At 65.2% G+C, this 26747-nt stretch carries 29 protein-coding genes and 1 pseudogene; 15 read left to right on the top strand and 15 right to left on the bottom strand.

Annotated features, from left to right (window positions below; all coding sequences use genetic code 11):
* Positions 1–145 precede the first annotated feature (145 nt).
* Both MZV50_RS23160 and MZV50_RS23155 read left to right on the top strand, forming a co-directional pair.
* Positions 146–2272: a TonB-dependent siderophore receptor gene (locus MZV50_RS23160; RefSeq protein WP_252631685.1), complete on the top strand. Its 2127-nt coding sequence runs from the start codon at positions 146–148 to the stop codon at positions 2270–2272.
* Positions 2273–2277: 5 nt separating this feature from the next.
* Entirely contained in the window at positions 2278–3492 is a 1215-nt protein-coding gene (locus MZV50_RS23155; protein ID WP_252631684.1) for a PepSY-associated TM helix domain-containing protein, read from the top strand.
* A gap of 356 nt (positions 3493–3848) precedes the next feature.
* Here the strand turns inward: MZV50_RS23155 and MZV50_RS23150 are convergent, their stop codons facing one another.
* Complete coding sequence (locus MZV50_RS23150) at positions 3849–4244, bottom strand: LysR substrate-binding domain-containing protein (RefSeq protein ID WP_252631683.1); 396 nt, start codon at positions 4242–4244, stop codon at positions 3849–3851.
* 225 nt (positions 4245–4469) lie between these two features.
* Between MZV50_RS23150 and ligD the strand changes: the two genes are divergently transcribed.
* Both ligD and MZV50_RS23140 read left to right on the top strand, forming a co-directional pair.
* Positions 4470–7124: a DNA ligase D gene (gene ligD, locus MZV50_RS23145; RefSeq protein WP_289781890.1), complete on the top strand. Its 2655-nt coding sequence runs from the start codon at positions 4470–4472 to the stop codon at positions 7122–7124.
* Between the two features lies 1 nt (position 7125).
* Positions 7126–7770: a hypothetical protein gene (locus MZV50_RS23140; RefSeq protein WP_252631681.1), complete on the top strand. Its 645-nt coding sequence runs from the start codon at positions 7126–7128 to the stop codon at positions 7768–7770.
* Here MZV50_RS23140 and ku read toward each other — a convergent pair.
* From ku to MZV50_RS23115, 5 genes are all read right to left on the bottom strand, one after another.
* Complete coding sequence (gene ku, locus MZV50_RS23135) at positions 7664–8560, bottom strand: non-homologous end joining protein Ku (protein WP_252631680.1); 897 nt, start codon at positions 8558–8560, stop codon at positions 7664–7666. The genes MZV50_RS23140 and ku overlap by 107 nt on opposite strands.
* Before the next feature lie 74 nt (positions 8561–8634).
* On the bottom strand, positions 8635–8877 hold the full coding sequence (locus MZV50_RS23130; protein WP_252631679.1) for a DUF5961 family protein: 243 nt from the start codon (positions 8875–8877) through the stop codon (positions 8635–8637).
* Between the two features lie 70 nt (positions 8878–8947).
* A complete protein-coding gene (locus MZV50_RS23125) occupies positions 8948–9157 on the bottom strand; it encodes a hypothetical protein (RefSeq protein WP_252631678.1) in 210 nt (69 codons plus the stop codon).
* Between the two features lie 867 nt (positions 9158–10024).
* Positions 10025–10798, bottom strand: coding sequence for an exodeoxyribonuclease III (locus MZV50_RS23120; protein WP_252631677.1), 774 nt, complete (start codon positions 10796–10798; stop codon positions 10025–10027).
* Between the two features lie 6 nt (positions 10799–10804).
* The gene (locus tag MZV50_RS23115) at positions 10805–11125 is read right to left on the bottom strand and encodes a DUF3606 domain-containing protein (protein ID WP_252631676.1); all 321 of its coding nucleotides are present in this window, start codon (positions 11123–11125) and stop codon (positions 10805–10807) included.
* Positions 11126–11236: 111 nt separating this feature from the next.
* Between MZV50_RS23115 and MZV50_RS23110 the strand changes: the two genes are divergently transcribed.
* The 4 genes from MZV50_RS23110 to MZV50_RS23095 all read left to right on the top strand — a co-directional run bounded on the left by MZV50_RS23110 (position 11237) and on the right by MZV50_RS23095 (position 12537).
* Positions 11237–11419, top strand: a complete 183-nt coding sequence (locus tag MZV50_RS23110) for a hypothetical protein (protein ID WP_252631675.1) — start codon at positions 11237–11239, stop codon at positions 11417–11419.
* A gap of 8 nt (positions 11420–11427) precedes the next feature.
* Complete coding sequence (locus MZV50_RS23105) at positions 11428–11646, top strand: KTSC domain-containing protein (RefSeq protein ID WP_252631674.1); 219 nt, start codon at positions 11428–11430, stop codon at positions 11644–11646.
* Positions 11647–11773: 127 nt separating this feature from the next.
* Positions 11774–12283 carry a hypothetical protein gene (locus MZV50_RS23100; protein ID WP_252631673.1) on the top strand — a complete coding sequence of 170 codons (510 nt, stop codon included), beginning with the start codon at positions 11774–11776 and terminating at the stop codon, positions 12281–12283.
* Entirely contained in the window at positions 12250–12537 is a 288-nt protein-coding gene (locus tag MZV50_RS23095) for a hypothetical protein (RefSeq protein WP_252631672.1), read from the top strand. Before MZV50_RS23100 ends, MZV50_RS23095 begins: the two co-directional genes overlap by 34 nt.
* 74 nt (positions 12538–12611) lie before the next feature.
* Here the strand turns inward: MZV50_RS23095 and MZV50_RS23090 are convergent, their stop codons facing one another.
* Complete coding sequence (locus MZV50_RS23090; protein WP_252631671.1) at positions 12612–12797, bottom strand: OB-fold nucleic acid binding domain-containing protein; 186 nt, start codon at positions 12795–12797, stop codon at positions 12612–12614.
* Positions 12798–12956: 159 nt separating this feature from the next.
* On the opposite strand from MZV50_RS23090, the gene MZV50_RS23085 reads away from it, so the two are divergent.
* Complete coding sequence (locus MZV50_RS23085) at positions 12957–13154, top strand: SDR family oxidoreductase (protein ID WP_252631670.1); 198 nt, start codon at positions 12957–12959, stop codon at positions 13152–13154.
* 267 nt (positions 13155–13421) lie between these two features.
* Here the strand turns inward: MZV50_RS23085 and MZV50_RS23080 are convergent, their stop codons facing one another.
* Positions 13422–15929: a PAS domain S-box protein gene (locus MZV50_RS23080; RefSeq protein ID WP_252631669.1), complete on the bottom strand. Its 2508-nt coding sequence runs from the start codon at positions 15927–15929 to the stop codon at positions 13422–13424.
* 234 nt (positions 15930–16163) lie between these two features.
* Between MZV50_RS23080 and MZV50_RS23075 the strand changes: the two genes are divergently transcribed.
* Complete coding sequence (locus MZV50_RS23075) at positions 16164–16367, top strand: hypothetical protein (protein ID WP_252631668.1); 204 nt, start codon at positions 16164–16166, stop codon at positions 16365–16367.
* On the top strand, positions 16368–17483 hold the full coding sequence (locus MZV50_RS26540; protein WP_289781889.1) for a PAS domain-containing protein: 1116 nt from the start codon (positions 16368–16370) through the stop codon (positions 17481–17483).
* A 208-nt stretch (positions 17484–17691) separates the two neighbouring features.
* On the opposite strand, the gene MZV50_RS23060 is transcribed toward MZV50_RS26540, so the two are convergent.
* Complete coding sequence (locus MZV50_RS23060) at positions 17692–18249, bottom strand: TetR/AcrR family transcriptional regulator (RefSeq protein ID WP_252631667.1); 558 nt, start codon at positions 18247–18249, stop codon at positions 17692–17694.
* Between the two features lie 121 nt (positions 18250–18370).
* Here MZV50_RS23060 and MZV50_RS23055 point away from each other — a divergent pair, with 121 nt between their 5' ends.
* The 3 genes and pseudogenes from MZV50_RS23055 to MZV50_RS23045 form a co-directional block, all read left to right on the top strand.
* On the top strand, positions 18371–19180 hold the full coding sequence (locus MZV50_RS23055) for an SDR family NAD(P)-dependent oxidoreductase (protein ID WP_252631666.1): 810 nt from the start codon (positions 18371–18373) through the stop codon (positions 19178–19180).
* Between the two features lie 210 nt (positions 19181–19390).
* A complete protein-coding gene (locus tag MZV50_RS23050) occupies positions 19391–19804 on the top strand; it encodes a GFA family protein (protein ID WP_252631665.1) in 414 nt (137 codons plus the stop codon).
* Positions 19805–19968: 164 nt separating this feature from the next.
* Positions 19969–20140: pseudogene (locus MZV50_RS23045) on the top strand (IS110 family transposase); the annotation flags it as partial.
* A 214-nt stretch (positions 20141–20354) separates the two neighbouring features.
* Here the strand turns inward: MZV50_RS23045 and MZV50_RS23040 are convergent.
* The 4 genes from MZV50_RS23040 to MZV50_RS23025 all read right to left on the bottom strand — a co-directional run bounded on the left by MZV50_RS23040 (position 20355) and on the right by MZV50_RS23025 (position 23716).
* A complete protein-coding gene (locus tag MZV50_RS23040) occupies positions 20355–20738 on the bottom strand; it encodes a hypothetical protein (protein ID WP_252631664.1) in 384 nt (127 codons plus the stop codon).
* 125 nt (positions 20739–20863) lie between these two features.
* Entirely contained in the window at positions 20864–21670 is an 807-nt protein-coding gene (locus tag MZV50_RS23035) for an MBL fold metallo-hydrolase (RefSeq protein WP_252631663.1), read from the bottom strand.
* A gap of 203 nt (positions 21671–21873) precedes the next feature.
* On the bottom strand, positions 21874–22704 hold the full coding sequence (locus MZV50_RS23030) for an alpha/beta hydrolase (RefSeq protein ID WP_252631662.1): 831 nt from the start codon (positions 22702–22704) through the stop codon (positions 21874–21876).
* A 133-nt stretch (positions 22705–22837) separates the two neighbouring features.
* Positions 22838–23716 carry an NmrA family NAD(P)-binding protein gene (locus MZV50_RS23025; RefSeq protein ID WP_252631661.1) on the bottom strand — a complete coding sequence of 293 codons (879 nt, stop codon included), beginning with the start codon at positions 23714–23716 and terminating at the stop codon, positions 22838–22840.
* A 118-nt stretch (positions 23717–23834) separates the two neighbouring features.
* Here MZV50_RS23025 and MZV50_RS23020 point away from each other — a divergent pair, with 118 nt between their 5' ends.
* Positions 23835–24734 (top strand): LysR family transcriptional regulator, encoded by a 900-nt coding sequence (locus tag MZV50_RS23020; RefSeq protein WP_252631660.1) that lies wholly within the window; start codon positions 23835–23837, stop codon positions 24732–24734.
* 388 nt (positions 24735–25122) lie between these two features.
* Here the strand turns inward: MZV50_RS23020 and MZV50_RS23015 are convergent, their stop codons facing one another.
* Positions 25123–25410, bottom strand: coding sequence for a hypothetical protein (locus MZV50_RS23015; protein WP_252631659.1), 288 nt, complete (start codon positions 25408–25410; stop codon positions 25123–25125).
* A 16-nt stretch (positions 25411–25426) separates the two neighbouring features.
* A complete protein-coding gene (locus MZV50_RS23010) occupies positions 25427–26281 on the bottom strand; it encodes a lipid II-degrading bacteriocin (RefSeq protein ID WP_252631658.1) in 855 nt (284 codons plus the stop codon).
* Positions 26282–26747 lie beyond the last annotated feature (466 nt).

Genomic DNA, 26747 nt, shown 5'->3' with positions numbered 1-26747 from the left:
CGTGTCCTTCGAAGGCGGCCTGAAGGTTTGAAGGGCGCGCCACCCTAGCCCGCTCCTCATGTCGCGTCGCCGAAAGCATGTTGTCCCTTAGAAATGTTCCGGTATATCGCGAGTGATTATCATTTGCGATTCGTCGGGGTGTTTGGTGAAGTACATTGTGTCGATGGTGGCCGTGCTAGCGGCCTGCCCTGTGATCGCCTGCGCGCAATCGCTTCCGGCGGGGCGGGACGACACGTGGATCGAGGACATTATCGTCACGGCGCGCGCCCAGCAGCTCTATCGAACGACGTCGACGAAGATCGGCAAGGTGGCCGACGATCCGATCAATATTCCGCAGTCGGTTGACGTCATAAATGCCCAGCTGATCCAGGATCAGGGCGCGCGCCAGATTACCGACCTCTATCGTGACGTCGCCGGCGTGAGCTTCTTCTCGTATTCGGGCGTCACCTTCCGGGGCTTTCGTCAGCAGGGTGCGTTCTACGACGGTCTGCGCGGCGATCCCTATCAGGCGTTTTCGGTGCCGCAGTTGTTCACGATCGAGCGCGTCGAATTCCTGAAGGGGCCCGCCGGCATGCTGTTTGGCCCGGGCTCTCCCGGCGGAACGATCAACTACGTGACCAAGAAGCCGGGCGACAGCTTCGCGGCGAACCTGCGGGCGATCGTGGGCACGCGCGATCGTCTCGGCGCCTCGGGAGACGTCACCGGGCCCCTGGACACGGAGGGTTCGATCACCGGCCGCCTCGGCGGGTTTTACGAAAGGTTCGACGATTTCCGTCGCAACGCCAGTAACCGCACGGCGATCGGAGACGCCGGCCTGACCTTCAAGCTGGGCGAGGCGACCAAGGCGACGGTGCAATCGACCTATGCCGACCAGAACTTGCCGGGAAACCGCTTGCGCGGCGTGCCGGTCGACAGGGACGGAAATCTGCAGGCCGGCGTGCGGTTCAACGCGGCCGAGCCAACCGACTTCATCAAGATCAACACCCAGTACCATCAGGCGCTTGTCGAAAGCGAATTGAGCGATGCGGTCTCTGTCAACGTCAGCGGGCGGTGGTTCCGCTACAACGAGCGCCAGCAGTTCCATAACCCCATCTATCAGCTCGGCGCCGACGGCCGCGTGCTCGACAGTGTGCCGCGGGATTTCGCTGACCAGATCCGGCGCACCGAGGGCCTTTCGACGGCGGCCAATCTGATCGCCAAGCTGCACACCAACGCCATCGAGCACACTGTTCTGGTGGGCGGGGACTGGTATCAAGAGGACGCGGTCTTCCGCAATCGGGGCGCCGATCCGGTGGAAATTGGGGGCGTCGTGCCGGCGATCAGCCTGCGCAATCCCGTCTATCGAGCCACGCCGATTTCGAGCTACGGCGTGGCGGACATGCCGTTCGAGATCGAGCGGACACGCGCCACGCGATACGGCGTCTACGCCCAGGATCAGCTGGCGCTGGGCGACCGTTTCCTGCTCGTGGGCGGGGTGCGCCACGACTGGTTCGAAGACCGCGATCGGGTCGCGGGAGCCGGCGGGAAGGGCGGGGCCACCACCTGGCGGGCCGGGGCGATCTATAAGCCCCGCGCCGACGTTTCGGTCTATCTGAGCTGGTCGGACAGCTTCGAGCCGCAGAACACCGCTGATCAGTCGCCGACGGTCGGCGGCCCCTTCGCGCCGGTAACCGGTGACCAGGTCGAAGGCGGCGTCAAGACGGCGCTGCTCGGCGGCAAGGTGCAGGCGGCGATCGCCGCCTACCGCATCGTCCGACGTAACATGTTGCAGGTCGATGCGGCCAAGCCTCCAGTCAATGGCGTCGATCAGCTAGCGCCGATCGGCGAGGTGACCAGCAAGGGCGTGGAGCTGACCCTTTCGAGCGACATCACCAAGAACTGGCTGCTGCTGGCAAACTACGCGCGCAACGACACGCGCATCACCGGCACGGCGCCGGGACAGTCCTTGATCAACGCCGTGGGCGACCGCTTCGTCAACGCGCCCGAAAACCAGGCCGGCTTCTGGACGCGCTATCAGGTGGCGGGCCTCCGCACCGCCTTCGCCGCCGGCGGCCAGTACGTGTCGGCTCAGCGCGGCTTCAACGGCGAACGGGTCAAGCCTTACGTCGTGTTCGACAGCACGATCACCACCGACCTGGGCTTCGCCGAGATCATGCTGCGCGTCGAAAACCTTTTCGATCGCAGGTACGCCGCGTCGGGATTTGGCCTGCGCAACGGCTCCTTCCCAGGCAAGCCTCGCACGGCGTTCGTCGAGGTTCGCAAGCGCTTCTGACGATCATGGCCAAAGAAAAAAGGCGATCGGTCTGGTGGCGCGTCCACAGCTGGGCGGGTCTGAAACTCAGCGTCATTCTGACCTTCATCCTGGCCACAGGCACGCTGGCGACCGTCTCCAACGAGATCGATTGGTTGCTGTCGCCGGCGATGCGGTCGGCGGCCCCGTCCAACGCGCCCATCGCATGGGATCGGATCCATCGAACAGCGCTGGCTCATGCCGACGGCGGGCGCGTGGAGATGCTGCGCGCACCCTCGGAAAGGGGGTTCGGCGCGCAAGCCATCGTCACGTTCCCATCGGGAGAGACGCGACGGATTTGGATCAATCCGCAGGATGGAGCGTTCGCTGGCGCGACGCCCTGGCGCAACTTTCAGCAAGTGCTGCGTCAGCTCCACCGCCGGCTCATGCTGCCCAACGCTTTGGGCTACTTCTTTGTCAGCCTGTTTTCCGTCCTGCTGACCGTTCTTCTGGTTTCGGGGCTCGTCTCTTACAAGCGGTTTTGGCGCGGCTTCCTCAAGGCGCCGCTCTATCGGCGAGGCCAGCTGCGTCGTTTCGCGGGTGACCTCCATCGCTTCGCGGCGCTCTGGTCGATCTGGTTCACGGCCATCATCGCTGTCACCGGGTTGATCTATCTCGTCGGCTCGGTCGGCATCGAGCCCTCGGCCCGGTCGACGGCAGCCCCGGTCCGGACTTCCCGAGCGACCACGCTCGATCAGTGCCTGGCGCTCCTGTCGCAGAAGGCCCCCGAGCTGGACATCCGTATAGTGGTGCTCCCGGAAAAGGTCGGCGAGCCCATCGTGGTCATGGGACAGGGGGACGCCCTCCTGACGTCGGAAAACGGAAACAGGGTGACGATCGATCCCGTGCGATGCGCGCCCACCCAGCACCTGATGGCCGACCGTCAGAATGCGCTCGTCCGCGTCTTTCTGGCGGCCAATCCGCTTCACTTCGGCACGTTCGGCGGCCTGGTCACCAAGGTCCTGTGGTTCGCCTTTGGGAGTATTCTGACGTCAATTTCGATCACGGGCGCCATCATCTACAGTCAGCGTATCGTCCGCGACTTCGGCCCCGCTGCGCCGCCGGCGATCCTGCGCTGGTACGGCGGCCATGGCGGATGGAAGTATCTCGCATTCGGTATTGTCGCCGCGACAGTGCTGATCACGATCCTGGCTTTGCTAGGTCCGCTCTCGTTCGCGCTCGACGACTGGCATTTGTGGTAGCTTGCTCACGGGCGGTCGCTCTGGGGCCCCGCTCGGCTTTTGCCGCTGCTACGCCCTCTTCCAAGGCGAGGGTGTGGGGCTGGCCGTCGAACGATCGCGGCCAGCTGCGGCAGCTGCGTTCTCTTCGGACCAGGCCGACTTGCAGGGTCGATACTTCGAACTGTTCGAGGGCCTTTGCGACGAGCTTCGCCGCGCGGCCGACGTCCACAAAGGTGCGCGAGCGAAGGCAAGCGCGGGAGCGGCGCGCGGCCTTCGTACGGTCGGCTGAAGGTCCGGTTCCTGGAGCGGCCCCAATGGCGGCTTGTGGCGCAGCGTCGCCTGACATCGAATGCGAGCACCTCGCGAGGCAGGCTGGGTTACGTGGACAGCGTGGCGCCGAGAAAATCCAGGAAGACGCGCACCTTGCTAGGGAGCTGGCGGCGAGATGCATAATAGGCATAGAGCGGGAAGCGCTCCTCCGACCATTGGTCGAGCAGGGTGACCAAACGCCTGCTTTCCAGCCACGGCTCAAGGCCTAATTCAAAGCTCTGGAACACTCCGGATCCCGCTTCGCAGGCCGCCAGGGCCGCGGAAGGGTCGTCGAGTACAACTCGGCCGCCGACGGAAACTTCCACGGCCTTTCCGCCGCGATGAAACTCCCACGTGAACGGTCGTCGCGACTGGGGATCGCGAAAGACAATAGCGTGATGCTCAGCGATATCGGCAGGCTCACGGGGAGCGGGATGGCTGTCCAAATAGGTGGGCGCGGCCACCCTAAACGATTCTCGTTTCCAGTAGTTTGCGGGCAATGAGCCCGGCGCCTGGCGGCGGGCCAAAGCGTGTGGCGATGGCTCGGCGACCTTGGCGACCTTGTGGCCCTTCTGCTTGGCCTTGATCAGGTCCTTCAGGGCCTCTTCGTAGCGGTCGACGAACTGGCTCGGACACTGTCGGGATCACGGTTCTGGGAAGATCGTTGTGGCCTATGGAAGGAAGTTCAGATGGCCGCCAGCAAACTATCAAAATATCAGGGAATGCGAGACTTCTCCCAGACGGCCGAGCCGTCCGGGAACGACAAGGTCGTGCCGTCCAAGGCTCTGCGCTTCGTCATCCAGAAGCATGCGGCCTCGCATCTGCACTTCGACCTCCGGCTCGAATATCACGGTACGTTCAAGTCCTGGGCCGTGCCCAAGGGTCCGTCCCTGGATCCAGCCGATCGTCGCCTGGCCATGGAGGTCGAGGATCATCCCCTCGATTACGGCGACTTCGAGGGAACCATCCCCAAGGGACAGTACGGCGGCGGCACGGTGATGCTGTGGGACCGCGGCTACTGGGCGCCGGAAAAGGGCTTCGAGAAGATCGGCGCGGCCCTGGCCAAGGGCGAGCTGAAGTTCGCCATGGAAGGCGGCCGCATGCACGGCTCATGGGTGATCGTGCGCACCAAGCGCGACAGCCGGGGTCGCGCCAGCTGGATGCTGATCAAGCATCGCGACGAGGGGGCCGAGGTCGGCAATCCCATTGGGCCGAGCGATGAAGACCGGTCGATCGCGTCGGGGCGGACCATGGTCGAGATCGCGAATGGCAAGGGCAAGGCCGCCACTCCGTTCATGACCGCCTCGGGCGCCGACGCCGGCGCGGTCTGGCAATCCAACCGGGACGACAGCGCGCCGGCGGGGTTGATCAAGCCGGCGAGGGCCAAGGCGGCGGCCAAGGGCCAAGCCGTCAAGGTCCTGCCCGAGTTCATCGAGCCGCAACTGACCGAGCCGGTGGACAAGCCGCCCGCCGGCCCCGGCTGGGCCCACGAGATCAAGTTCGACGGCTATCGCATGCAGCTCCGCACCCTGGACGGCGAGGCGGCCTTGCGCACGCGCAAGGGCCTGGACTGGTCGGCGAAGTTTCCCGAAATCACGGCGGCCGGCGCTAAACTCGGCGACGGGATCATCGATGGCGAGGTCGTCGTCCTGGACGAGACCGGCGCGCCGGACTTCGCGGCCCTGCAGGCGGCGATCTCATCGGGTGAGACCGGATCGCTGGTGTTCTTCGTCTTCGACCAGTTGTTCGACGGCCTGGAGGACCTGCGCGAGTTGCCGCTGGCTCAACGCAAGGATCGTCTGGCGGCCCATCTGGACGGGGCGGGGACGGTTCTGCGCTATGTCGATCACTTCATCACCGCTGGCGATGCGGTGCTGCTGTCGGCCTGTCGCATGGATCTGGAAGGCATCATCTCCAAGCGGCTGGACGCGCCTTATCGGTCGGGCCGGGGCGAGACCTGGACCAAATCCAAGTGCAGGGCCGGGCACGAGGTGGTCATTGGCGGCTACACAACGACCAACGGCGCCTTCCGCTCCTTGATCGCCGGCGTGTATCGTGACGGCAAGCTCTTCCATATCGGCCGCATCGGCACGGGCTTTGGACGTGACAAAATCGCCGTGATCCTGCCCAAGCTGAAAGCGCTGGCGATCGCCAAGTCGCCGTTCGAGGGCAAGGAAGGGCCCAGCCGCGCGGGGCGCCAGGGCGAGGTCCACTGGGTCAAGCCCCAGCTCGTCGCCGAGATCGAGTACGAAGGCTTCACCGCCGATGGCCAATTGCGCCAGGCTGCGTTCAAGGGCCTGCGCGAGGACAAACCGGCGGCCGAGGTCGATACCTTGGAGCCAGCCCCTGCCAACACGCCCTTGGCCGAGCCCAAGGCCCAGAAGGCCAAGCCAGCGGCGGCGCCCGGCGCCGTCACGGTCAAGTCGGCCACGGTCAGTCCGCGCGGCGCGGCCGTGGTGATGGGCCAGACCATCTCCAATGCCGGCAAGGCGCTTTGGCCGGACGCGAGCGATGGACGAGCGGTCAGCAAGCTGGAACTGGCGCAATATTACGAGGCGGTGGGGCCGTGGATGATCGACCACGTCCGAGGGCGACCCTGTTCAATGATCCGCATGCCCGACGGCATTGAGGGCAAGCAGAATTTCTTCCAGCGCCACACGAGCGCGGGCCAGTCGTCGCTGATCACCGAGGTCGAGGTCTGGGGCGATCGCAAGCCTTACCTGCAGTTCGATAGCGTCGAGGCCCTGGTCGCCGCCGCCCAGGTCGGCGCGCTAGAACTTCACCCCTGGAACAGCGAGCCGTTCCTGCCCGAGCAGCCCGGGCGCCTGGTCTTCGATCTCGACCCCGCCCCGGACGTACCGTTCGACTGGGTGATCGAAGGCGCGCGCGAGATTCGCGACCGTCTGCAGGATCTTGGCTTGGTGTCGTTTTGCAAGACCACGGGCGGCAAGGGGCTGCACGTCGTCACGCCGCTGTCGGCCGAGGGGCTCAACTGGGATATCGCCAAGGCTTTCGCGCGCGACGTCTGCAAGGCCATGGCGGCCGACAATCCCGATCGCTACCTGATCGTCATGGCCAAGGCCAAGCGCGGTGGGAAGATCTTCCTGGACTACCTACGCAACGATCGCATGGCCACGGCGGTCGCGCCGCTGTCGCCGCGCGGCCGGCCTGGCGCGCCGGTATCGATGCCGCTGTCCTGGACGCAGGTGAAGAAGGGCCTGGATCCCGCCAAGTACACGGTCCGAACCGCCCCGGCGCTGGTTCGTAGGCTCACCGCTTGGGAAGACTATTGCGACGGCGAGCGGCCGCTCGAAGAGGCCATCCGGCGCTTGGGCAAGGTGTGACATGGCCAAGCCCCCGCGCCTGAAGGTCTATGCTGCGCAGTTCGGCTTCCACGACAGCGTGGTGGCCGCGCGAAGCCAGGCGGCCGCGCTAGAAGCCTGGGGCACGCGGCAGAACCTCTTCGCCGAGGGCCGCGCCAAGGTCAGCGACGATCTGGACGCCATCGCCGCGGCGCTGGCCCATCCGGGGGTCCCCTTGCGTCGCGCCGTCGGATCCAAGGATCCGTTCAGCCTGGAGCCGGGCCTGCCTCAGGTCCCGGACGCGCCCAAGCGCAAGAAACCGGACCTGAAGGTCGTCAAGACCGCGCCAGCGCCGGCGCCCAAGGCGCCGCCGCCTAATCGCTCGGACCTGATCGCCGCCGAAAAGGCCCTGACAACCATCAATAGCCGGCGCCTGGACGAGGAGGCCGCGCTGGCGGAGCGGCGCGCGGCGCTGGAGGCCGACGAGATCGCGTCGCGCCAACGCTGGATCGCTGAGCGCAAGGCCGCCGAGGCGGCGCTGGATAAGGCGCGGCGCGCCTACCGGCCGCCGGCGGCGAGACCTAGCTGGCCTTCTTGTGCGCGGTCTTGGCCGGCGCCTTGGCCGCTGTGCGGCTTGCGGGCTTGGTCGCGGTCTTACTTTTGGCGGCGGGTTTGGCGGTCGACTTGACCTTGGCCGGGGCGTCGCCCTTGCCGCCCAGGCTGGCGCGCAGCGCCGCCATCAGGTCAACGACATTGGTGTCCTCGGGCTCGGCCACCTTGGCCACCTTGTGGCCCTTCTGCTTGGCCTTGATCAGATCCTTCAGGGCCTCTTCATAGCGATCGACGAACTGGCTCGGATCGAAAGGGCCTTCCTTCTGCTCGATGATCTTCTGGGCGATGGCGATCATCGCCTCGTCGGGCTTGGCGTCGCTGATCGACCCGAAGACTTCGGCTTCGTTACGCACCTCCGCATCCGTGCGCAGCGTGTAGGCCAGGATGCCCTTGTCATGCGGCTCCAAGGCCAGCAGGCGCTCGCGGGTCGACATGACGACGCGGCCCAGAGCGATCTGGCCCGAGCGGGCCATGGACTCGCGGATCACCGCGAAGGCCTCCTGGGCCAGCTTGCCGTCAGGGGCCAGATAGTAGGGGTTGTCCCAATAACGCCGGTCGATATCCTCGGCCGGGACGAAGCGCTCGATGTCGATGGTCTTGGTCGACTCCAGCTTAACGCTGTTGATCTCGTCCTGGGTCATCAGGATGTATTCGCCCTTGGAGACCTCGTAGCCCTTGACCAGCTTCGAGCGCTCGATCGGCCCGGTATCGGGATCGGTCGTGACCATCTTAATCCGGTTGTTGGTGTCGGGATTGATCAGGTTGAAATGCACTTCGCCGCCGCTGTTGGTGGCGGTGTAGAGCGCCACCGGGCATGTGACGAGCGAGAGGCGCAGGTGCCCTTGCCAAGTCGGGCGATAAGCCATGTCGTTGATCCTTGAGGCCCATTGCGTGTGGTCGGGCGCTGGGACTCAACGGGACTCCGAGTGATTCGTTTCGGTCAGCCGCAGGGGGCCGTCTCGCCCGTCTCCAGATCGATCCGGAAGCAATGTTCGCCGCCGCCGTCGAGGTCGCGGACGATGACTCGAATGGCCTCGTCATCCTCCGGCGCGATGGCGAGATCCTCGACATAGGCCACGGCCGCGGCCTCGAAGCTCGGCTCGTGGACGACACGGGCGTGATGACGCCCGGCGTGATCGGCGTAGACGGAAAAGCGGCGATCGTCGTTGGCGGCCTGGGTCATCGCAAACTCCTTGGGCCATCAACGCGCAACCTGCGGGAAGGATTCATCGCCGGGCGTTCGCGATCGCGTGTCAGCGGACGTCGATGGCGCTCTCGAAGTAAGCCGTGGCGCTGCCTTCCGCGTGGGCGATGATCGAGACGTCGAAAGCCTTGCCATCATCGAGCGCCAGGCGGACTCGGCCTTGGCGAAAGGCCTGTCGCATCGCGTCGGGGTCACCGGTGACGCCGCCCTTGGCCGAGCGCAGGCCTCGGTTGTCGAGATAGTGCAGAGAAAACGCCACGGCGTGGCTCTCCCGAGAGATGATCAGTTCGCCCTGACCGGTGTGTGGGGGCTTGGGGGGTCTTGCCATCATTCTACAACGGCCAAGACGCCCGGCCGGGTGCAGACAAAGCTGTGGAGCGATGAGGACCGGGTGCGGCCCGGCGATCGTCGGGGGGGCGTCTGGCCGGGCCGCTGGGGCCGAGAGCGCCATGAACGGCGCTGTCGAGACGCTAGGGAAGAAGGCGCCAAGGCCAAGGGCGCTTGCGTCGCCATCAAGGTCGCTGCCTCCCCGGGTCGACGAACCGCCAACCGCGAAGAGGACTACCGAAGCGCCGGTCAGGGCAGACGCGAAAAGGCGCCCCGGCCAGGCCGGGGCGCGGTGTTCGCTCAAGCCGTGTCGGCGAGCGGGTGGCCGTCGGCCATGTTGGTGGTCGGCCTGGCGCCCCCGTCCAGGCGTGCGCTACCTGAAAAGACAGGTGCAGGGGCGTTGTCGTGATGCCTGATCAGTCCGCTTTTCGAAAACAATCGCTCGCGGGGGCCAAGAGCGGCTTTCGCAACGTCTTGTGAACATTGTCTCACCTCCCTGCACAACGTCGAGAACGTCCTGGGAAGCCTCGATAGGCTTGCTACGACGTCCTTGGAAGTTGTACGCGCCAAGGCTTCAAAGCGTTCCGTCAGCGGACGATGCGCCCTAGGTGTCTGGTCCCGGTGTGTGGTGGACTCAGTTTAGCTGAGTGCACACATCGGGAGGAGCTATGGGCCAGAGCCGCCATCAGGACATCCACGAAACACTGCCGGATTCCGGACGAGATATTCGGATTGCTTCGCCGCCAGAGCTGCCCACGCACCACAATGTAACCGCCATCGGGCGTCACCAGCGGCGCGCTCATCGATCGATCTCGATCCAGGCCGGCGCGTGATCGCTCGCGCCGTCAAGGCCCCGCGCCCAGCGATCGACCCCCGCGTCGACCAGTTGCGTGGCGATCTGCGGCGAGACTAGCAGGTGGTCGATGCGCAGGCCCTTGTCGCTGGGCCAGCGAAACCGCGGATAGGACCAGAAGGTCCAGAGTGGGCCTTCCGGATGAACCGCGCGCAAGGCGTCCGTCCAGCCCTGGTCGAGCAGGCGCTGGAAGGCCGCGCGGCTTTCGGGACGCAGGAGCGCGTTCCCCGCGTAGGAATGGTTGGGGTAGAGATCGGCCTCGGTCGGAACGACATTGTAGTCGCCCGCCAGCACGACCGGCGCGCCGCTGGCCATCAAGCTCTGCGCGTGAGCCAGGAACGCCTCGAACCAGGCCAGCTTGTAATCAAATTTGGGCCCAGGCGCCGGATTGCCGTTGGGCAGGTAGAGACAGCCGATCAGCACCCCGCCCACGGCCGCCTCGATGTAGCGCGCCTGACTTTTGTCCGGCTCGCCGGGCAGGGCGATGCGCGTCACCACCGGCGTCATGCCGCGCCCCAGGATGGCCACGCCGTTCCACGCACGCTGACCCTTCCAGGCGGCTTCGTAGCCGAGGGACTTGAGCGCGGCGAACGGGAAGGCGGCGTGCTCGGCCTTGAGTTCCTGCAGACAGACCACGTCCGGCTGTTCTGCGTCCAGCCAGGCGGTGAGCGCGGCCAAGCGCGAGACGACGTTGTTGATGTTGAAGGTGGCGATCCGCACGCGGCGCTAATCGGCCGCGCCGCGCGCCGACGTCAACCGTAGCGCCACCGCCTCGCTGTCGGGGCCGACGGCGATCACCGCGTTGCGCAGCGCGTCCTCGCCCACGCCCAGGTGCTTGGCCCAGCGCCTGACACTGGCCGGGTCGTCAAGATCGATGGCCTCGACGTGGCCGTCCTCCGCCCGCGCAGCGGCGTCCTTCAGCCGATCGCCCGTCTCACGGGCCGCGCTTGGCGTCAACGAAACCCCCGTCGCCCCAGGGCCCCTGACGCTGACCTCGCCCTCGACAGGGTCGACCTGGCTGGGCTGATCGAAGGGCTCACGCGACATGGACTGTCTCCTTCCAAGCAAAACCGACATTTCCCCAGGGCGTTCCAAACCCAGAGGTCGGGAACGGTTCTGCAGAATCGCGGATTCGTCTCTGGAAAGGAGAACCACCCCATGTCCAAACGCGAACTGATCGAGCCGCACGACGGCGACAAGCGCTATATCCGCCGCGACGACAAGGGCCGCATCGCCGAGTCCGTCGATGTCGGCAAATCCTCGGCCGCCGACCAGCGCCGGCACGCCCAGCATGACGCCGTCCGCGGCCAGGGCGACCGAGGCGATCGCCAGAAGCCTTAGCGGCGGCCATGCCTTCATCGGTGATCAAGGCCTTCGCCTATGACGAGGCTGGTCAGATCCTGACCATCACTTTCGTCAGCGGGCGCGCCTATGCCTATCAAGGCGTGCCCGCTGACATCGCGCAGGGCCTGCGCCTGGCCTTCGCCAAGGGCGAGTATTTCAACAAGGCCATCCGCGAGCGGTATGTCGCCCTGCCCGTGAGCGCGGGAACCGACAGCCGGCCGTAATCGCTTTTCGAGGGTCCGGCGCGCGCGTACCAGGCGGACGGGGAGGCCGGCCCATTTGCTCGCCCTCTCGCGCCCGCGGGTCGGCCCACCTCTGGAAGGGCCTGGGCTGGCTCCCCATATCCCATCCATGCCCAAACACCTCGCGGCCCAGGCCGCCTCGTCGTTCCTCGCCGAGGACGACGCCCTTCGCGTCGGCGTGGTCGTCGACCTCGATGATGTTTTGCAAAGGCGCGAGCGCCTGCTGGCCTATGCAGAGGCGACCCGGCCCGTCCTGATCTATCGCTTCGTTTTTCCCGAAGGCGCGAAGGTCAGAGCGCTGGACCTATCCGGGGCGGTGCGGGACGCGCGCGCTCAGCTCGAGCTGATTGTCGGTCTGACAGGCGGAGGCCTCGTGAAAAGCCACCAGGGCTTGGGCGCGCGGATCCCCAAGCTTTCCGCTGCGCGCTTCGAGATGATGGCCGGGCCGTTGATAGAGGCCTATCTAGTGGCGCTCGATTTAGGAGGTGACCAGCCTTTCGGCTGGCCTTTTTGCACACACAATTTCTTGGCGAAGAGGTCGGGTATCGGACGACGCGTAATGGGATCACCAGCTAGGCTGAGCGCATGGACCTCGACGCCGATGATTCTGACACCCTGACCTTCGTCTGCTTGGCGTCCAACCAAGTGGCGAGCTTTGTTGATGTGGCCAAGCTGCGGCCCGGGCGACACCGCGCCCACGCCCAACAGCTTTTCCGTGAGCACGCCAGTGCCGAGACCATCGAAATCTGGCGCGATGACAAGGTGTGGGAGGTCATCGCTCGCGAGGGGATTCGCACGATCGGCGCAGCAGCTGCGACAACCGAAGGAAGCGTTGGCTCGACTATCGCAAACGGAGCGTCGCCAGACGCCTGACCTCGACCTAGCAGAAGTTCCGGCTGCGCCGAGCCCAGGAGATCGCCCGCGTCGGCGCATCGATCCTGCAGGCTTTAAAGCACCGCCCCAAGATCGTGGAGCTTGTAGGCGACTAGGTGGACGACATCGCCGTCGCGCTGGATCCGACCCTCCACACCCAGCAAGTAGGCCGACAGCGCCACGCGCCGCTGCTTTTCGTAGAGGGTCTTCCAGATCACCAGGTTGGAGACGCCGGTCTTGTCCTCCAGCGTCATGAACATCACGCCCTTGGCGTGCCGGGCATCTGACGGACCACACGAGGCCCGCGGTCCTGATGAACTGCCGATCGCGGCCGCTGGCGGCGGCTTGGCAGGGACGGTACGCGGGCCCTGGCCATTGAACTCCAGCCGCTCCGCGTAAACTGCGTGGCGCCTGGTGTTGTGAAAACCGACCTTTGGGCGGGTATGGGCGAAGACGCACAAGCAGCCCTTTACGCCTCCGAAGCCGCGCGGCTGCCTGTCGGTCACTCTGGCGACGTCGAGCAGATCGCTCAGAGCTATCTCTACCTCACTGGCCAGACCTATGTGACGGGCCAGGTGCTGCACGTCGACGGGGGCGCACTCCTTGATGCGGCGTAGAAACCGCGCGGTGACTATTCAGCGCGCCAAATAGCGGCTGTTTCGGAACCTCGCTGGAAACGCCGCGCGGTTTCTTCGATCGAAGAGCTGAATGTCGAGTTGCTGGAGGCCCGCCAACGGCGGCAGTTGGCGCGACCTGGGCGGTCACCAGCACTTCAGGTCAGCAGGGCAGGCGCTTGCCCTGTCGCAAGTGGCTGCAGGACTTAGTGGCCCCGTCTTCGCGTGGACCCACATGCGCCGATGGTCGAAGTATTGACGGCGCCGATATCAGGCCTTCCGCTCTTTGCGCGCACGAGGCAGGGGGACGACCGTGCCGGACGCCGGAGCCGTCGCGCCCAGTAGCACCTGATCGATCGCCGTCTTCAGTTCGTCGATGTTGTAGGGCTTTCGCAGGATGGGAAACTCCGCGTTCAGGTTCTCGGCCGTCTGGCTGTAGCCGGTGGCGAGGAGCACAGGCAGTTCGGGGTGGCGCTCGCGCAGCAGCCGCGCCAGCGCCACGCCATCCATTTTGCCGGCCATCACGATATCGCTGAACACCAGGTCGGGCGGCGAACCGTCTTGCAAGGCGCTCAAGGCGGACGCGGCGTTGTTGGCGACACGCACCTGGTGTCCAAGCCGCTCCAGCAGACCCATCGCCACGTCTGCGACATCGGGGTTGTCTTCGACGAGCAGGATCCGGGCCGCCCCGGTTCTTTCGGTGGCCTCGATCGAGAAAGCCTTCGGCGACACCTGCCCGTGCGAGCGCGGTAGGAGGATCGAAAACCGCGTGCCCTTGCCCAGGATGCTGTCGACCTGCACGTCGCCGCCCGCCTGCTGGGCGAAGCCATAGACGTGGCTCAGACCAAGGCCGGTCCCCTTGTCGACGTCCTTGGTGGTGAAGAAGGGCTCGAATATCTTGGCCATGATGTCGGGCGCGATGCCCGTGCCGGTGTCGGTGATCTCGATCTCGACAAAATCGCCGAAAAGGTCGCTGACCGTCCCGGTCTGGGTCGTGTTGCGCGCCGAAATCGTCAGCCGCCCGCCTGTCGGCATTGCGTCACGCGCGTTGACGGCGAGATTGAGGATCGCCAGGTCCAGTTCGCCCTGGTCCACCTCGACCGGCCAAAGGTCGTCGGAGATGTCGAGCTTCAGCTCGATGTTGGCCGGCAGACTGGTGGCGACCAGTTCGTGCACGCCGCTCATCCGCTCGGCGAGCGGGGCGATGGTCGTCTGCAGACGTTGGCGCCGGGCGAACGACAAGAGGTGCCGGGTCAGATCCTGCCCGCGCAAGGCGGAGGTCTCGATGGCGTCGAGGGCGCGATGGGCCTTGGGATCATCGCCGACCTTGTTGCGAAGCAGATGCGCTTGGCCGCTGACCACCATCAGGAGATTGTTGAAGTCGTGCGCCACGCCGCCTGTGAGCTGGCCCAGGGCTTCCATCTTTTGGTTGTGAGCGATCCGTTCGCGCGCCTCGTCGAGTTCGGCCTGCACGCGCTTTTTGTCGGTGATGTCGCGGGTGATTTTGGCGTAGCCGACCAAACGTCCGGTCTCGTCGCGGATCGGGTCTATCACCACATTGGCCCAGAACAGCGTGCCATCTTTGCGGACACGCCACGCCTCGGCCTCGAACCGACGTTCCGTCGCGGCTCGGTGCAAGTTCTGCACGGGCAGGCCGGCGGCGCGATCCTCGGGGGTATAGAACTTCGAGAAGTGCTGGCCGACGATCTCGCTGGCGCTATAGCCCTTGATCTTCTCGGCGCCGGCATTCCAGTTGGTGATGATCCCGTTGGGATCGAGCATGTATATGGCGTAGTCGACGACGCCCTCGACGAGCATGCGAAACTGCCGCTCGCTCTGGGCCAGGGCCTCCTCGGCGGCCTTGCGCTCGCTGATGTCGCGCGTGATCTTCGCGTAGCCGATCAACTGGCCTTGATCGTCGTGAATCGGGTCGATCACCACGGACGCCCAGAAACGACTGCCGTCCTTGCGCAGTCGCCAGCCTTCGCCCTCGAACCGGCCCTCGGCCTTGGCGGTGACCAGGGCGACAGCCGGGCGACCCGCGGCGCGGTCCTCGGGCGTGTAGAAGGCCCCGAAATGCCGTCCCACGATCTCGTTGGCGTCGTAGCCTTTGATGCGCTGGGCCCCGCGATTCCAGTTGGTGACCACCCCGTTCACGTCCAGCATGTAGATGGCGTAGTCGACGACGCCCTCGACCAGATAGCGAAAGCGGCGTTCGCTCTCGACGAGCGCCTGCTGTGCGGCCCGCTGCTCGGTCATGTCGCGGGTGACCTTGGCGAAGCCGATCGGCTCGCCGGCATCGTCACGCATCAGGTGCAGGGTTGCTACAGCCCAGAAGCGACCGCCGTCCTTGCGGACCCGCCAACCCTCGCTGTCGATCCGGCCCAGGGCGCGGGCCTGCATGATCAGGCGCCGGGGGAGCCCGTCACGGCGATCCTCGAGCGTGAAGAACCGGCTGAACTCCTCGCCCTGGATTTCCTCGGCGGTGTAGCCCTTGAGGTTCTGCGCGCCGCGGTTCCAACTGGTCACCCGGCCGTCGAGGTCGAGCATGTAGACGCCGTAGCCCGTCAGGGACTCGACGAGCAGCTCGAACCGACGATCGTGAGAAGACTTCATGCGCCTCTTCTTCTCTATACGGATGTGCTTGTCCGCAGCGTTGACAGCCTTGAACGTAGGCGAAATTGTGCGGCGCTTGAACGGGAGTCTCCGCGGTGCCACAAGTTGTAAAGCTAAGCCCCACTGATGATCCGTTCGACCGTTGGTCGAAAACGCCGCCATCGCAAGGCCGGTTCCCAAATGACGACGAAGAGCTGCCTTATGTCGTCGAGCTGTGGTCGGCGCACGATGGCGCGCTGGAACAGGTGGTGGCTGTCAGCGCCTCGCCGTCAATCGGGTACGCGGCCTATTATGCGGCGACCCGCGAATATCCGGGACGTGTCATCATCCTGCGTCATCTCGACCGTGTCATCAGCCGATGGGACGCCAAGACCCAGTAGTCGCTAGGCGCATCCGATGACCTCCCAGCCTCCCGACGAAGACATTCCGTTCGCGGTCGAACTGCGCGTCGCGGGCGACGCGCCACGGGTGCTCGGCAGAGGCGTCACGCTCACCCTCGCGGCCGCGATTTTCGAAGCGGCGCTTACTGCCTACCCGGGACAGCGGGTCGTGCTCAACCGCGGCGCCGAAATCCTCCGCGACAGCCAAGCGACCAGCTAAATGCTTCAGAGTTGGAACGGCGACCTAGCCGCGTTTCAAGCTGTGCTCGGTGGCGCAACCATGCCGACGATCTTGGCTGATGCGACGCAAGCCGATCATCCGATTGTCTTTGCCAACCAGGCTTTCCTGGATCTGACCGGCTATGCCCGCGAAGATGTCCTGGGACGCAATTGCCGATTCTTGCAAGGGGCGGAGACCGATCCTGAGACGGGGCGGCGGATCCGGCAGGCGCTTGAACAACGGCAGCCGATCTCGGTCGACATCGTCAACTACCGGGCGGACGGTTCACGCTTCTGGAACACGCTGTTTATTGGCCCCGTGTTCGACGACGCTGGCGCCTTGAGATACTTCCTCGGCAACCAGCTAGATGTCACGCGGCGGAAGACGGCTGAAGACGCACTGCAGGAGAAGCGCAAGATCGAGGCTGTCGGTCAACTCGCGACTGGCCAGGCTCAATTCCTGACGGATCTCCTCCAAGTCGTCATCGGGGCCCTGGAGTTGATGGCGCCAAAGTTTCGAGACATGGGCGTTGACCGTCATGGTGCTCGCGCTCTGCATGCCGCGCAGGACGCCGCCGCCTTGGTTCATCAGCTTCTCGCCTTCGCTCGCAAGGCGCCGCTGAGCCCCCGGCCGCTTAGTCTGGCCGAAGCCATTCGAAAGGTGCAGCCATTGGTGAAAGCGGCCGCGGCCGGCCGCCATCTGAGTTTCGCTTTTGAGGCGACGCGACGGCGCGTCTTGCTCGACAGGGGCCAGTTCGAGGCGGCTCTGCTGAGCTTGATCGCCAACGCTTGCGAAGCGACGCGCCAGCAAGGCCAGATTGTCGTTCGCGTTCAAGACGACGATCTCGACGGCGCTCCGGCGGTTTGCGTCATAGTCGAAGACGATGGCCCAGGGATGGATCCGGAGGTCATCGCGCGCGCGACAGAGCCTTTCTTCACCACCAAGGCCTCGCTGGGCAACAACGGTATGGGTCTCTCCATGGTCAGCGGCTTTGTGGGTCAATCTCACGGGCGGCTCGAGGTCCAAAGCCAGGCTCGGCAAGGCGCGCGGGTGAAGATGGTGTTCCCCGCCACGCTCACCCAGCTCGTCGATCGCATGCCTATCGAGCCGTTGTAGGCAAAGGCGACTTCGCGGCTTCGTGTCCGCCGCCGCTAGCAATTTGCTTCAGCCGAAGCTCATGTCCGCCATTCCAACGTCCAATTTCTGGAGAGGCGCCAACGACCGCTACTGGCGCATGCTGGCCACGGCGGTCGAGGTCAGGCTGACGCCAGTATGGGCGTCATGAGGCCGCTATTCTTGGGGTCATCGCGCAAGTCGGCGATGTCTACGAGCGTCGGTCTTCGAGCGCAGTGAAGCTCTGCATTGCGACCTGCGCAACGGCCTCCAGTTCCTTCCGTGTGGCGCCATCCCGCGCCAGGATCGACATCCCACTCTGGACGGTCTGCACAAAGCGGGCGAGGGCGTGGACGTCGGTTTCGACCGGAAGCTCGCCATCGGCCACACCCTGATCCAATCGCGCCTCCAGCCTTTCAAGACTGCCGAGGCGCGCTGCGCGGACCATCTCACCCAGTCCGGGGTGGCCCTCATCGCCAACCATCGACAAGGTCACCATGCAGCCGCGGGGCATGTCGCAGAGCGAACCTGTCAACGAGGCGGCGGAGTCCAGGAGCCACGTCGCCACCGCCCCACGCGCCGTCGCTGCGGCCCTGAACCCACCCCAGCCCATCTCGTCGTAGGTCCGACGATAGTAGTCGAGCGCCGCGCTATACAGCGCCTCCTTCGAGCCGAACGCGGCGTAAAGGCTGGGCGCGCCGATCCCCATTGCAGCGGTCAGATCGGAGATAGAGGTGGCTTCGTAGCCCTTCTCCCAAAACAGCTTCATCGCTTGAGCCAATGCTGCGTCGCGATCGAACGCGCGCGGCCGACCGCGTCCGCGCCCCGCCGCCCCATCACCGCTTTGCGGATGGTGTCCTGAATTCTGCATCGATCGTTAGATAAGTCCCTTGAACCGGCGTCGCAACTTCCCAGCTATTTATGTATCGATCACTCTAGAAAACGGACTCCAGACCGATATGACGAATCTGACTGGCAAGCGCGCCCTGGTGACGGGCGCTTCCCGCGGCATTGGAGCCGCGATCGCCCTGGAACTGGCCGAGCAGGGCGCGGACGTCGCCATCACCTACGAACGCGCTGCCGACAAGGCTGCGGACGTCGTGCGGGCCATAGAGGCTAAGGGGCGCAAAGCTGTCGCCATTCAGGCTGACAGCGCCGATGTCACAGCGGTGAAGCGCTCCGTCGATGAGGCGGCCGCTGCCCTTGGCGGTCTCGATATCCTGGTCAACAACGCCGCCATCGCACGCTACGCCCCCTTCGCCCAGATTAGCCAGGAGGACGTCGACGCTCTACTAGCGGTGAACGTGCGCGCGCCGATCTTTGCGGCCCAGGCGGCTATCCCGCACCTAAAAGCAGGCGGCCGCGTCATCACCATCGGCTCGGCCGGCGCCGATCGCATCGTGGGCGATCCTGGCGCCGCCTACTACATGACCAAATCGGCGCTGCAGTCGTTCAACCGGGGCCTCGCCCGCGAACTGGGGCCGCGTGACATCACCGTGAATCTCGTGCAGCCGGGCTCGACCGACACGGACATGAACCCGTCCGATGGCGAGTCCTCCGATTTTCAGCGCTCGCTGATCCCGCTTGGTCGCTACGGCAAACCTGAGGACGTGGCCGCTGCGGTAGCTTTCCTGGCGTCGCCCGCTGCCCGGCAGATTACCGGGACGATCCTGAACGTCGATGGCGGCGCGCTGACCTAAATCTAGACTGCGGAGGATGCATCGGCGTCCTCCGCATACAGCCGCGCGCCCACCTGGTGAACGGTGGCATTGGTCTTCTCGACGAAGGCGCTGAACGTCTAGTTCTTGGAGGCGCGCCAGCTGACCGCCCAGATCTGGATCGGTCGGGTAAGGGGGCAAGGCCATGCATTGCCCTCGGCGCCAATGGCGCGTGTGGCGCGTTCGAGCATCATGACCGATCAATCTAGGCTCATAGGCGGCTGCGCCTGCGGAAACGCCCGTTTCTCCGTTTCGGGACCACCTGTTCGTGCGGGCCTTTGCCATTGCCTGACCTGTCGCAAGGCGCACGCGGGCGCATTCAACCCCTTCCTCGTGTTCACCCCAGACCAGGTAACCGTCGAGGGGCCGCTGGCGAGCTGGGAAAGTTCGCCGGGATATCGCCGCCATTTTTGTGGACGTTGCGGGTCACGTGTGCTGGCGGAAAACTTCAGCCAAGACGGGGAGGCGGAGTACGAGATCTCGCTTGGAAGCTTCGACGACACCGGGATATTCGCACCCCAGTACGAAAGCTGGGTCGTCCGTCGCGAACCGTGGCTTACGCCCCTCGATACGCCACAGTTCATGGGGAACCGCCAGGGCGACTAGCGCTCACGGGCCTAGCCGCAATCTCGGAGAGTTATGTCGACGACAATAGCCGGCCTCAAAGGAAATGTCTGGTGTCCGGATCCACGCCAAATTCCGCTCCTGATGCTGTGGACGGCTCTCCGCCCGCGGGAGCGTAAGCTCCCGCAGAGCAGGAGGAGAGAGCCATGGCTCATGCGGTTACGATCGGTCTGGATATCGCCAAGTCGGTGTTTCAGGTGCACGGCGTCGACGCGACAGGCGAAGTGGTGATCCGCCGACAGGTTCGGCGAGCTCAGATGCTGGTGTTCTTCGCCAAACTGAGCTTGCCTGTTCGGCGTCGAAGCGTGCGCCAGCGCCTCCATATCGATCCCAGCCTAGTCGCCTCCCAGCATCTCAAGTTCGCCCGCCTTGACAAGGCGGGTCACGAGTTCGTTGCGCGGAAGGCCTATAGGTTCTCCTTCGTCGGCAATGCTTAGCCGACCTATCTCCTGGCGAACGATCGGCAACTTTCGAGGTTGCAGGTGCTGGCGCGGAAGCGTGGACGAGGTCGTTTACGGCGAGTGCTTCGCCTTCAATCCGCACCGATCCACCGCGCCGCGGCCTCCGCCGTATCTTGGGGGCGGGTGTTGAAAGCGATAGCTGCCTGAGGAGCGCCCCGGTGGATGGCGTTCACAACCTGCTCAAACAACGACAGGCTTTTGGGCGGAAGACGCAGGCCGCCCCCGATCACCACGCAATCGTAGTCCGCCTTTGCCAACTGCGCAGACAGCATCGCTATGCCACTGTCGTCGGGGGCGATCATGCAGAGGTCGCCCGTCCAACCGCGCTCGGTCATCGAGGCCTCCGCGATGTCGATGCCGGCCTGGATTTTCTCGGCGTCGAACCCTGGCGGCAGGGAGGGGTCGGAAAAGTCGACGGTTTCGGGCTCCTGCCCGACAAACAATACACGCGTCATAATCAAGCTCCTGGAGGTGGGTCTGGGATGGCGGCGACGGCCGGAATATCAAGCTGGCTCGAGACGAAAGCGCCGTTCCGTCGGCGATTGAGCTTTGGGTTTGCGATGACTTCGACGGGTTCACGTCACCGAAGCGGCGCGAACGACGGTGCAGAGAACTCCCGAAAGAGCCCGTCGACGCTGTCGCTGACGATATCCTTGTTCCCCGTTGGGTTGGTGTAAGGAAACCGGGCGTTGATCCGGCGGATCGTCGCCGCCTTCGCCGCATCGGTGAAACCGCCGCGGGCGATCTCTTCCGCCGCGATTGCGCGACAGGTCCTCAGATATAGCCGCTCGTCATCGAACATTGGCTCCTTCGGACCCGACGCGCCGTGCCCTGGATGCACAATGGTGACGTTGGGGTACATCGCCTCGATGCGATCAAGAATGCCAAGCCACGGCCCGGTATGGGCTTCTCTGAGCGGGCCGTGTAGCCGGTTGAGAATGGCGTCGCCGGTGAACAGCTCTCGCGTGGAGGGCAGGTAATAGGCTGTCGTCGCGGGGGCCTCGCCGGCGCCCAATTCACGCGCGACGATCGTCAATCCGTCGATTTTCAGGGTCGTGTCGCCGTCGAACGTGACGCCAGGCGCCACGAATTCACGCGGTGTGATGTCGGGGGCGTCGGCCTGCGTCCCCGCATTCGCACCATAGGTGTCGTAGCGGATCGCATCGGCCGTCGCCTTGGACGAATAGACTGGGACGCCCGGGAAGGCCTGCCTGAAGAGGCCAAGGCCGGTGTAGTGATCGGGATGGGCGTGGGTGATGAGGATCGCGCGGACGGGTTTGCCCACGGCCTTCACCGCCGCCAGCGCCTGGGCCGCGTGGACCAGGTCGCGCTGGACGTCGATAACGACCAGGCCGCCGCCCGGGGTCTCGATCCAGTAGGTGTTCACGGCGCCGGTTCCTGGATAGGTCCAGGAACCGGTCCTGGCCGGCGACGCCGCTGGGAGCGATGAGCGATCCTGGGCCGTTGCGGGCGCGCAGATCGCCAAGGTCGTCGCGGCCAATAGGGCTGTTAGGCTAGCGCGCATCTTGTGGTCCTTAATCGTTTGGTTGTGAGGGATGCGGCGAAGCCCTCGGCTTACCCGCGTCATGATCATTCGCCTTCGGTTGGGGTGGTGGGGTTGGCTGGGACTGCGAGCCTGCTTGATAAAAACGCGCCGCTGGCGTCGAGCGACTGATCCGCGGCCCGCAGAAGGCCCAGGCTGGACTGGAAGACGTGAGGCATGCCGCCCCAAATCGACAGATTGACATCGACTCCAGCCTCGGCGGCGCGCGCGGCGAACCGGACGGAATCGTCCAGCAACACCTCGTCGTCGCCGACATCGATGTAGATCGGCGGCAGGCCGCCCAGCGCAGAGTAGAGGGGCGACATGCGCGGATCGGTCCTGTCCCGGCCTCCGGCGTAGTTGTCGGCCATGGCCTGCAGCACGCTGCGGGTAAAGATCGGATCGGCGTTGGCGCGACTTTCCAGGCTCGCGCCCGTCAGATCGAGATCTGTCCAGGGTGACATGACCGCCGCGCCAACCGGGGTGACCCCTTGGGCGTGAAGGATCGCAAGCAGCGCCAAGGTCAGGCCGCCGCCCGCTGAGTCCCCCGCGATGGCGATCCTTGCCTGGCCAAGGGCCATCAGGCCGTGATAGGCGGCGATCACGTCGTCGATGGCCGCCGGGAACGGATGTTCGGGCGCCAGCCGATATTCGGGCAGAAAAGCATCGGCCTTTGCGCGCACGGCGATCTGGCTGGCGAGGTTGCGGAACGCCTCGGCCGAGCCGAGCGCATAGCCGCCGCCGTGCACATAGAGCAGCAGCCGGCCAGGGTCAGCGGCGGGGATGCGGCACCACCAGCCCGGGACGCCGCCCACCTCGCCAAGCTCGAAACGGACGCCTTCGGCGGCCGGCGTGGCGGCCATCATCGCATCGAACATGGGCCGCGCCTCGACGCCCATCGGTTGGCCTTTGTGGGGGGGCAGTCGCTTGCCGCATGGCCCCCACGACGGGGACATCTTCGGCCGCAAGGGGATGCAGGTCCGTCATTAGGTTTCTCCGGGACTAGGTTAGTCAGGCCCTCGCCCACTGGGCGGCCGCGTCGCGGGCGAAGTCACGGTAAGAGCGGGGTGCGCGACCGAGAAGGGCCGTGAGGCGCTCGATCGCGGCGGGATCGGCCACCGCGCCGTCACTCTGATAACGCTGAAACATCAAGCGCAAATCCAGGGCGTGCCACGCAGGCAACACCGCCTTCATGCGTTGCTCCATGACGACGAGGTCGTCGCCGCCGTAGCGGATAGGACGCCCCAGCGCCCCGCCCCAGATAGCTGCGATGGATTGCCCGGTCAGGCTGTCGGGCCCGACGAGGTCGTAGACTTCGCTGGGTAGCGGGTCCGGCGCCCGCTCGCGCCGCAGGAGTTCAACGGCGGCGGCGGCGGCGATATCGCGGATATCGACCATGGACAGGCCCTTGGCGCCGATCGGCGAACCGTAGATCCCCGGCCCCAGCAGCAGGTCCTTCTGGCGCAGATCGTTCTGGATGAAATAGGCCGGCAACAGAATGGTCGCCGGCAGAGCCAGCGCCTGGATCATCCGCTCGACCGTTGCCTTGCCGGCGAAATGCGGCACGTCGGCATAGGCCTCGCCCTTGAACACCGACAGATAGACCACGCCCTTGACGCCGGCCTCACGCGCGACGGTGAGCGCCAGCATGGCCTGGGTCAGCTCGTCGGCTAGGTTGGGAACCAGCAGGAATAGAGTGCTGACGCCGGTCATGGCCGAACGGACGGAGTCGATGTCGCCGAGTTCGCCGCCGACCGGGATTACGCCCGCCGGAAATTGAGCCTTTTCCGGCGAACGCGTCAGGGCGCGCACGTCCGCGCCATGACCTTGCAGATGGCTCAGCACCTGGGATCCGATGGTTCCTGTGCTGCCTGTGACCAGGATCGTCATGTGGAATCTCCTCAGCAGAGCGCGGAAGGCGCCGTGGCTTGAGGGAGAAGATAGATGTTCCGGTTTTGCTGAGAAGGTGACAAGTTTGGAACCAGTTGTTCCAAGTTTGAGACGATAGATGGATCTAGACGCCCTGACCGACTTCAACCTCGTGGCTGCTCAAGGAGGCTTCAGCAGCGCGGCGCGCTTTTCCGGCAGGCCTAAGGCGACGCTGTCGCGGCGGGTTGCGGAGCTGGAGCAGAGCTTGGGTGTCAGGCTGATCGACCGGGGCACGCACACATTACGCCTGACGGAGGAAGGGCGCGCTCTTCATACGCGGACTGAGGGGCTGCTCGCAGAGATCGCCGAGGCGGGAGAAGCCGTCGTGCTCGGCGCTTCGGTCCCGCGTGGACGTCTGCGTGTCAGCGCGCCGGTCGTGTTCGCACACGTCGCCCTCGGTCGGATCGGCGCGCGCTTCGCCCTGGCTTATCCGGACGTGCAGCTGGAGATTGTCGCCGAGGACCGCAAGGCCGATCCGGTCGAGGACGGCTTTGACCTGGTGATCCGTATCGATCCTGCGCCGGACGAGCGGCTCGTGGGGCGCCGCTTCCTGACTGACGAGAGGCTGATCGTGGCCTCGCCTGGTTTGGCCATGCCCCCGGCCCAAGCGCCGGAGGCGGACGCGATACCGGTGGGAGCGGTGGTCCTGGCCGCCATGCCGCCGAACCGGATATGGCGCATGCGGTCCATCGATGGGGGAACGCTGACTCTTAAGCCCCAACCCGTGCTGCGGCTCTCCTCGCTGCTGATGGCGCGCGACGCGACCTTGGCGGGAGCGGGGGTCGCCCTGCTGCCCAAGCTTCTGATCGCCGACGACCTCGCCGCGGGCCGATTGATCCTATGGGGCGTGGAGGATGCGCCGCCGGTGGAAATCTGGGCGCTGCAAAGCTCCCGACGCCTGGTGGGCGCCAAGGTCCGCGCCTTCCTGGATGTCGTGGACCAAAGCTTCCCCAACAAGGTGTTCGTTCCGCAGAAATGAACGTCTAGCTAAACGGCCGAGTTTTGGCTCAGCCTGGGGGGCCAAGCGCCCCCCGCTGAAGGGATACGCGACACCAAAAAGGCTCGCGCCCAGGGGAAGGCTTTCCCCTCAATCAAAGGCGGATCGGAGAACCTGACGCCTGACCGACATGAGTCTCGCCCAGGGGCGCGGCCCACGCTTACCGGGCATCCGAACCAAGCCGCAGAGTCATCAAGGCGGCCTGTCGTCAGACCCGGCTGCGGACGCCGATCTTGACGCGAGCGTCACCTGGTCGAGGACGCCCGGTCTGGACAACCGCGGCGACTGGGCGGAGACGAAAGCTCCGCCCACGCTCTTTATCGGCCGCGCGTCCCGGGCAAGGCGAACGAGCGATCGCGCCGCCCTTGTCCTAGGCCGGGCCTCGGTCGCGACTGAACTCCACCTGGCCGGTCTCGCAGCTCAAAATCGCGAAGGAACGGGGCGCATCGGCGGACTTGAAGCCTATCAGCCACGATTGAGCCTGCTTGGCCTCGGAGACGATCGAAAGTTCGCCGGCCACCGGCTTCTTGAATGTTCGGCTATAGGCTTCTTCGACCAGGCGCTTGCGGTCGGCCGGCCCATAGTCGGCGCAGGATCGGGGTTTCGAGCAGGCGGACGCGGCGACCGCCGTGAGCGCGGCCGACAGGATCGCGATCATGTTTCGCCCGCGCATGTCAGTGAATGCTCCCATCGATCACTACGCTCTGCCCGCCCGTGATGGCGATCTCGTAGCTCGTACCGCCGAACAGGCCCAGGATGTGTGTGGAGGCTTCGCCGATGGGGCCGCGATGGGTGCTGGGATTGGCGTCGTAGACATCATTGTAGGCGGTGATCTGGCCCGTGAAATGATAGTTACCGCTCGGTGAGATGGTGACTTCGCCCTGATAGTGAAGCGTGATGTTGCCCATGTACGACGCGGTCACCAGGCTGTCGTTGGCGGTGTTGTAGGCGAAATCCCCCGAGACCTGGAGCGGCTGATTGGTCTGGGCGGCGTGAGCGGCGACGAAATCCTTGAGCGGCTGGACCTCATCAGCCTCGAAATGCAGGCCCAGATCCTGCAGGCGCACGCTCATGGCGTCGCCGCTGCCCTGGACATAGTGAAAGAGGGCCGCGAACGGCGACAGCACGCCGCCCGAAAGCGTCTGGCCTACGGTGGAGACGAAGTCCTGCCACGCCAGCATGATGGCGTCGAAGGGCTTGGTCCAATTGCCGGTGACGTAGACCGTCTCGGAAATGAAGGTATCGGCGGCCGCATAGTCCCGGCTGATATTCAACCACCATTCCTTGATGCCGGGCGATGGTGGGTAGCCGATGGTGGCGCTTTGCTGGGCCAGGGTCTCGGCCGCCCAGGTGACCTCGGACCCCTGCCCCAAAGCGAGGGGATCCACGCCCCCGGCGCCCACGGCTCCTCCCGCGCCCGTGTCAGCCCAGGCCGTGGGCATCCAACCACCTTGGTTGGCCGGGCTCCAGACGATAACCGGATCGGTATCCCAGGGCGGCGGCTCGTCCGTCATCGGCGTCAAGAGCATCGTAAACCTCTAGGTTGAACGAACTCAACCCTCGGGAAAGCGCCGCCCGATGCAATGTCGGATGTCGGAGCCTCGTCGCGGCGCAGGCTCATGTGCACGGAATTCAATCAGGGGTGGTGAGGCAATGCCCGGAAAAGGTCCGCTCCGCCCGGTGCGGCGCCATGGCTTGTCACCGCGCTATGCCCCGCAGAAAGCAAAATGGTGGCGACCGAGATCGGCGACGTCACCTTTAAAAGTCAGCTTAGAGACCGACTTTCAAACTACGGGGACGAAGAGGGGTCATCTGATCGCCTTTCCCGATGTTGAAGGGATTTCCATAACCCCGCGCCTCCCGGCCTGGATCCATTGCTTGCCGCTCCAGGGACGGGATGTCCGCCAAGCAAGGACGAATGGCTGGCGAAAAACCTCACACGAAAAAATCGAGGCTGCGTCCTGAAGGCGCGAAGACCTGTGGAAGATCCGCCTT

Origin of the sequence: Caulobacter segnis, assembly GCF_023935105.1 — a bacterium.
Classification (GTDB): Bacteria; Pseudomonadota; Alphaproteobacteria; order Caulobacterales; family Caulobacteraceae; genus Caulobacter; species Caulobacter segnis_B.
Note: the sequence above shows the minus strand (reverse complement) of the source record. Positions and strands in the feature narration are given on the sequence as shown.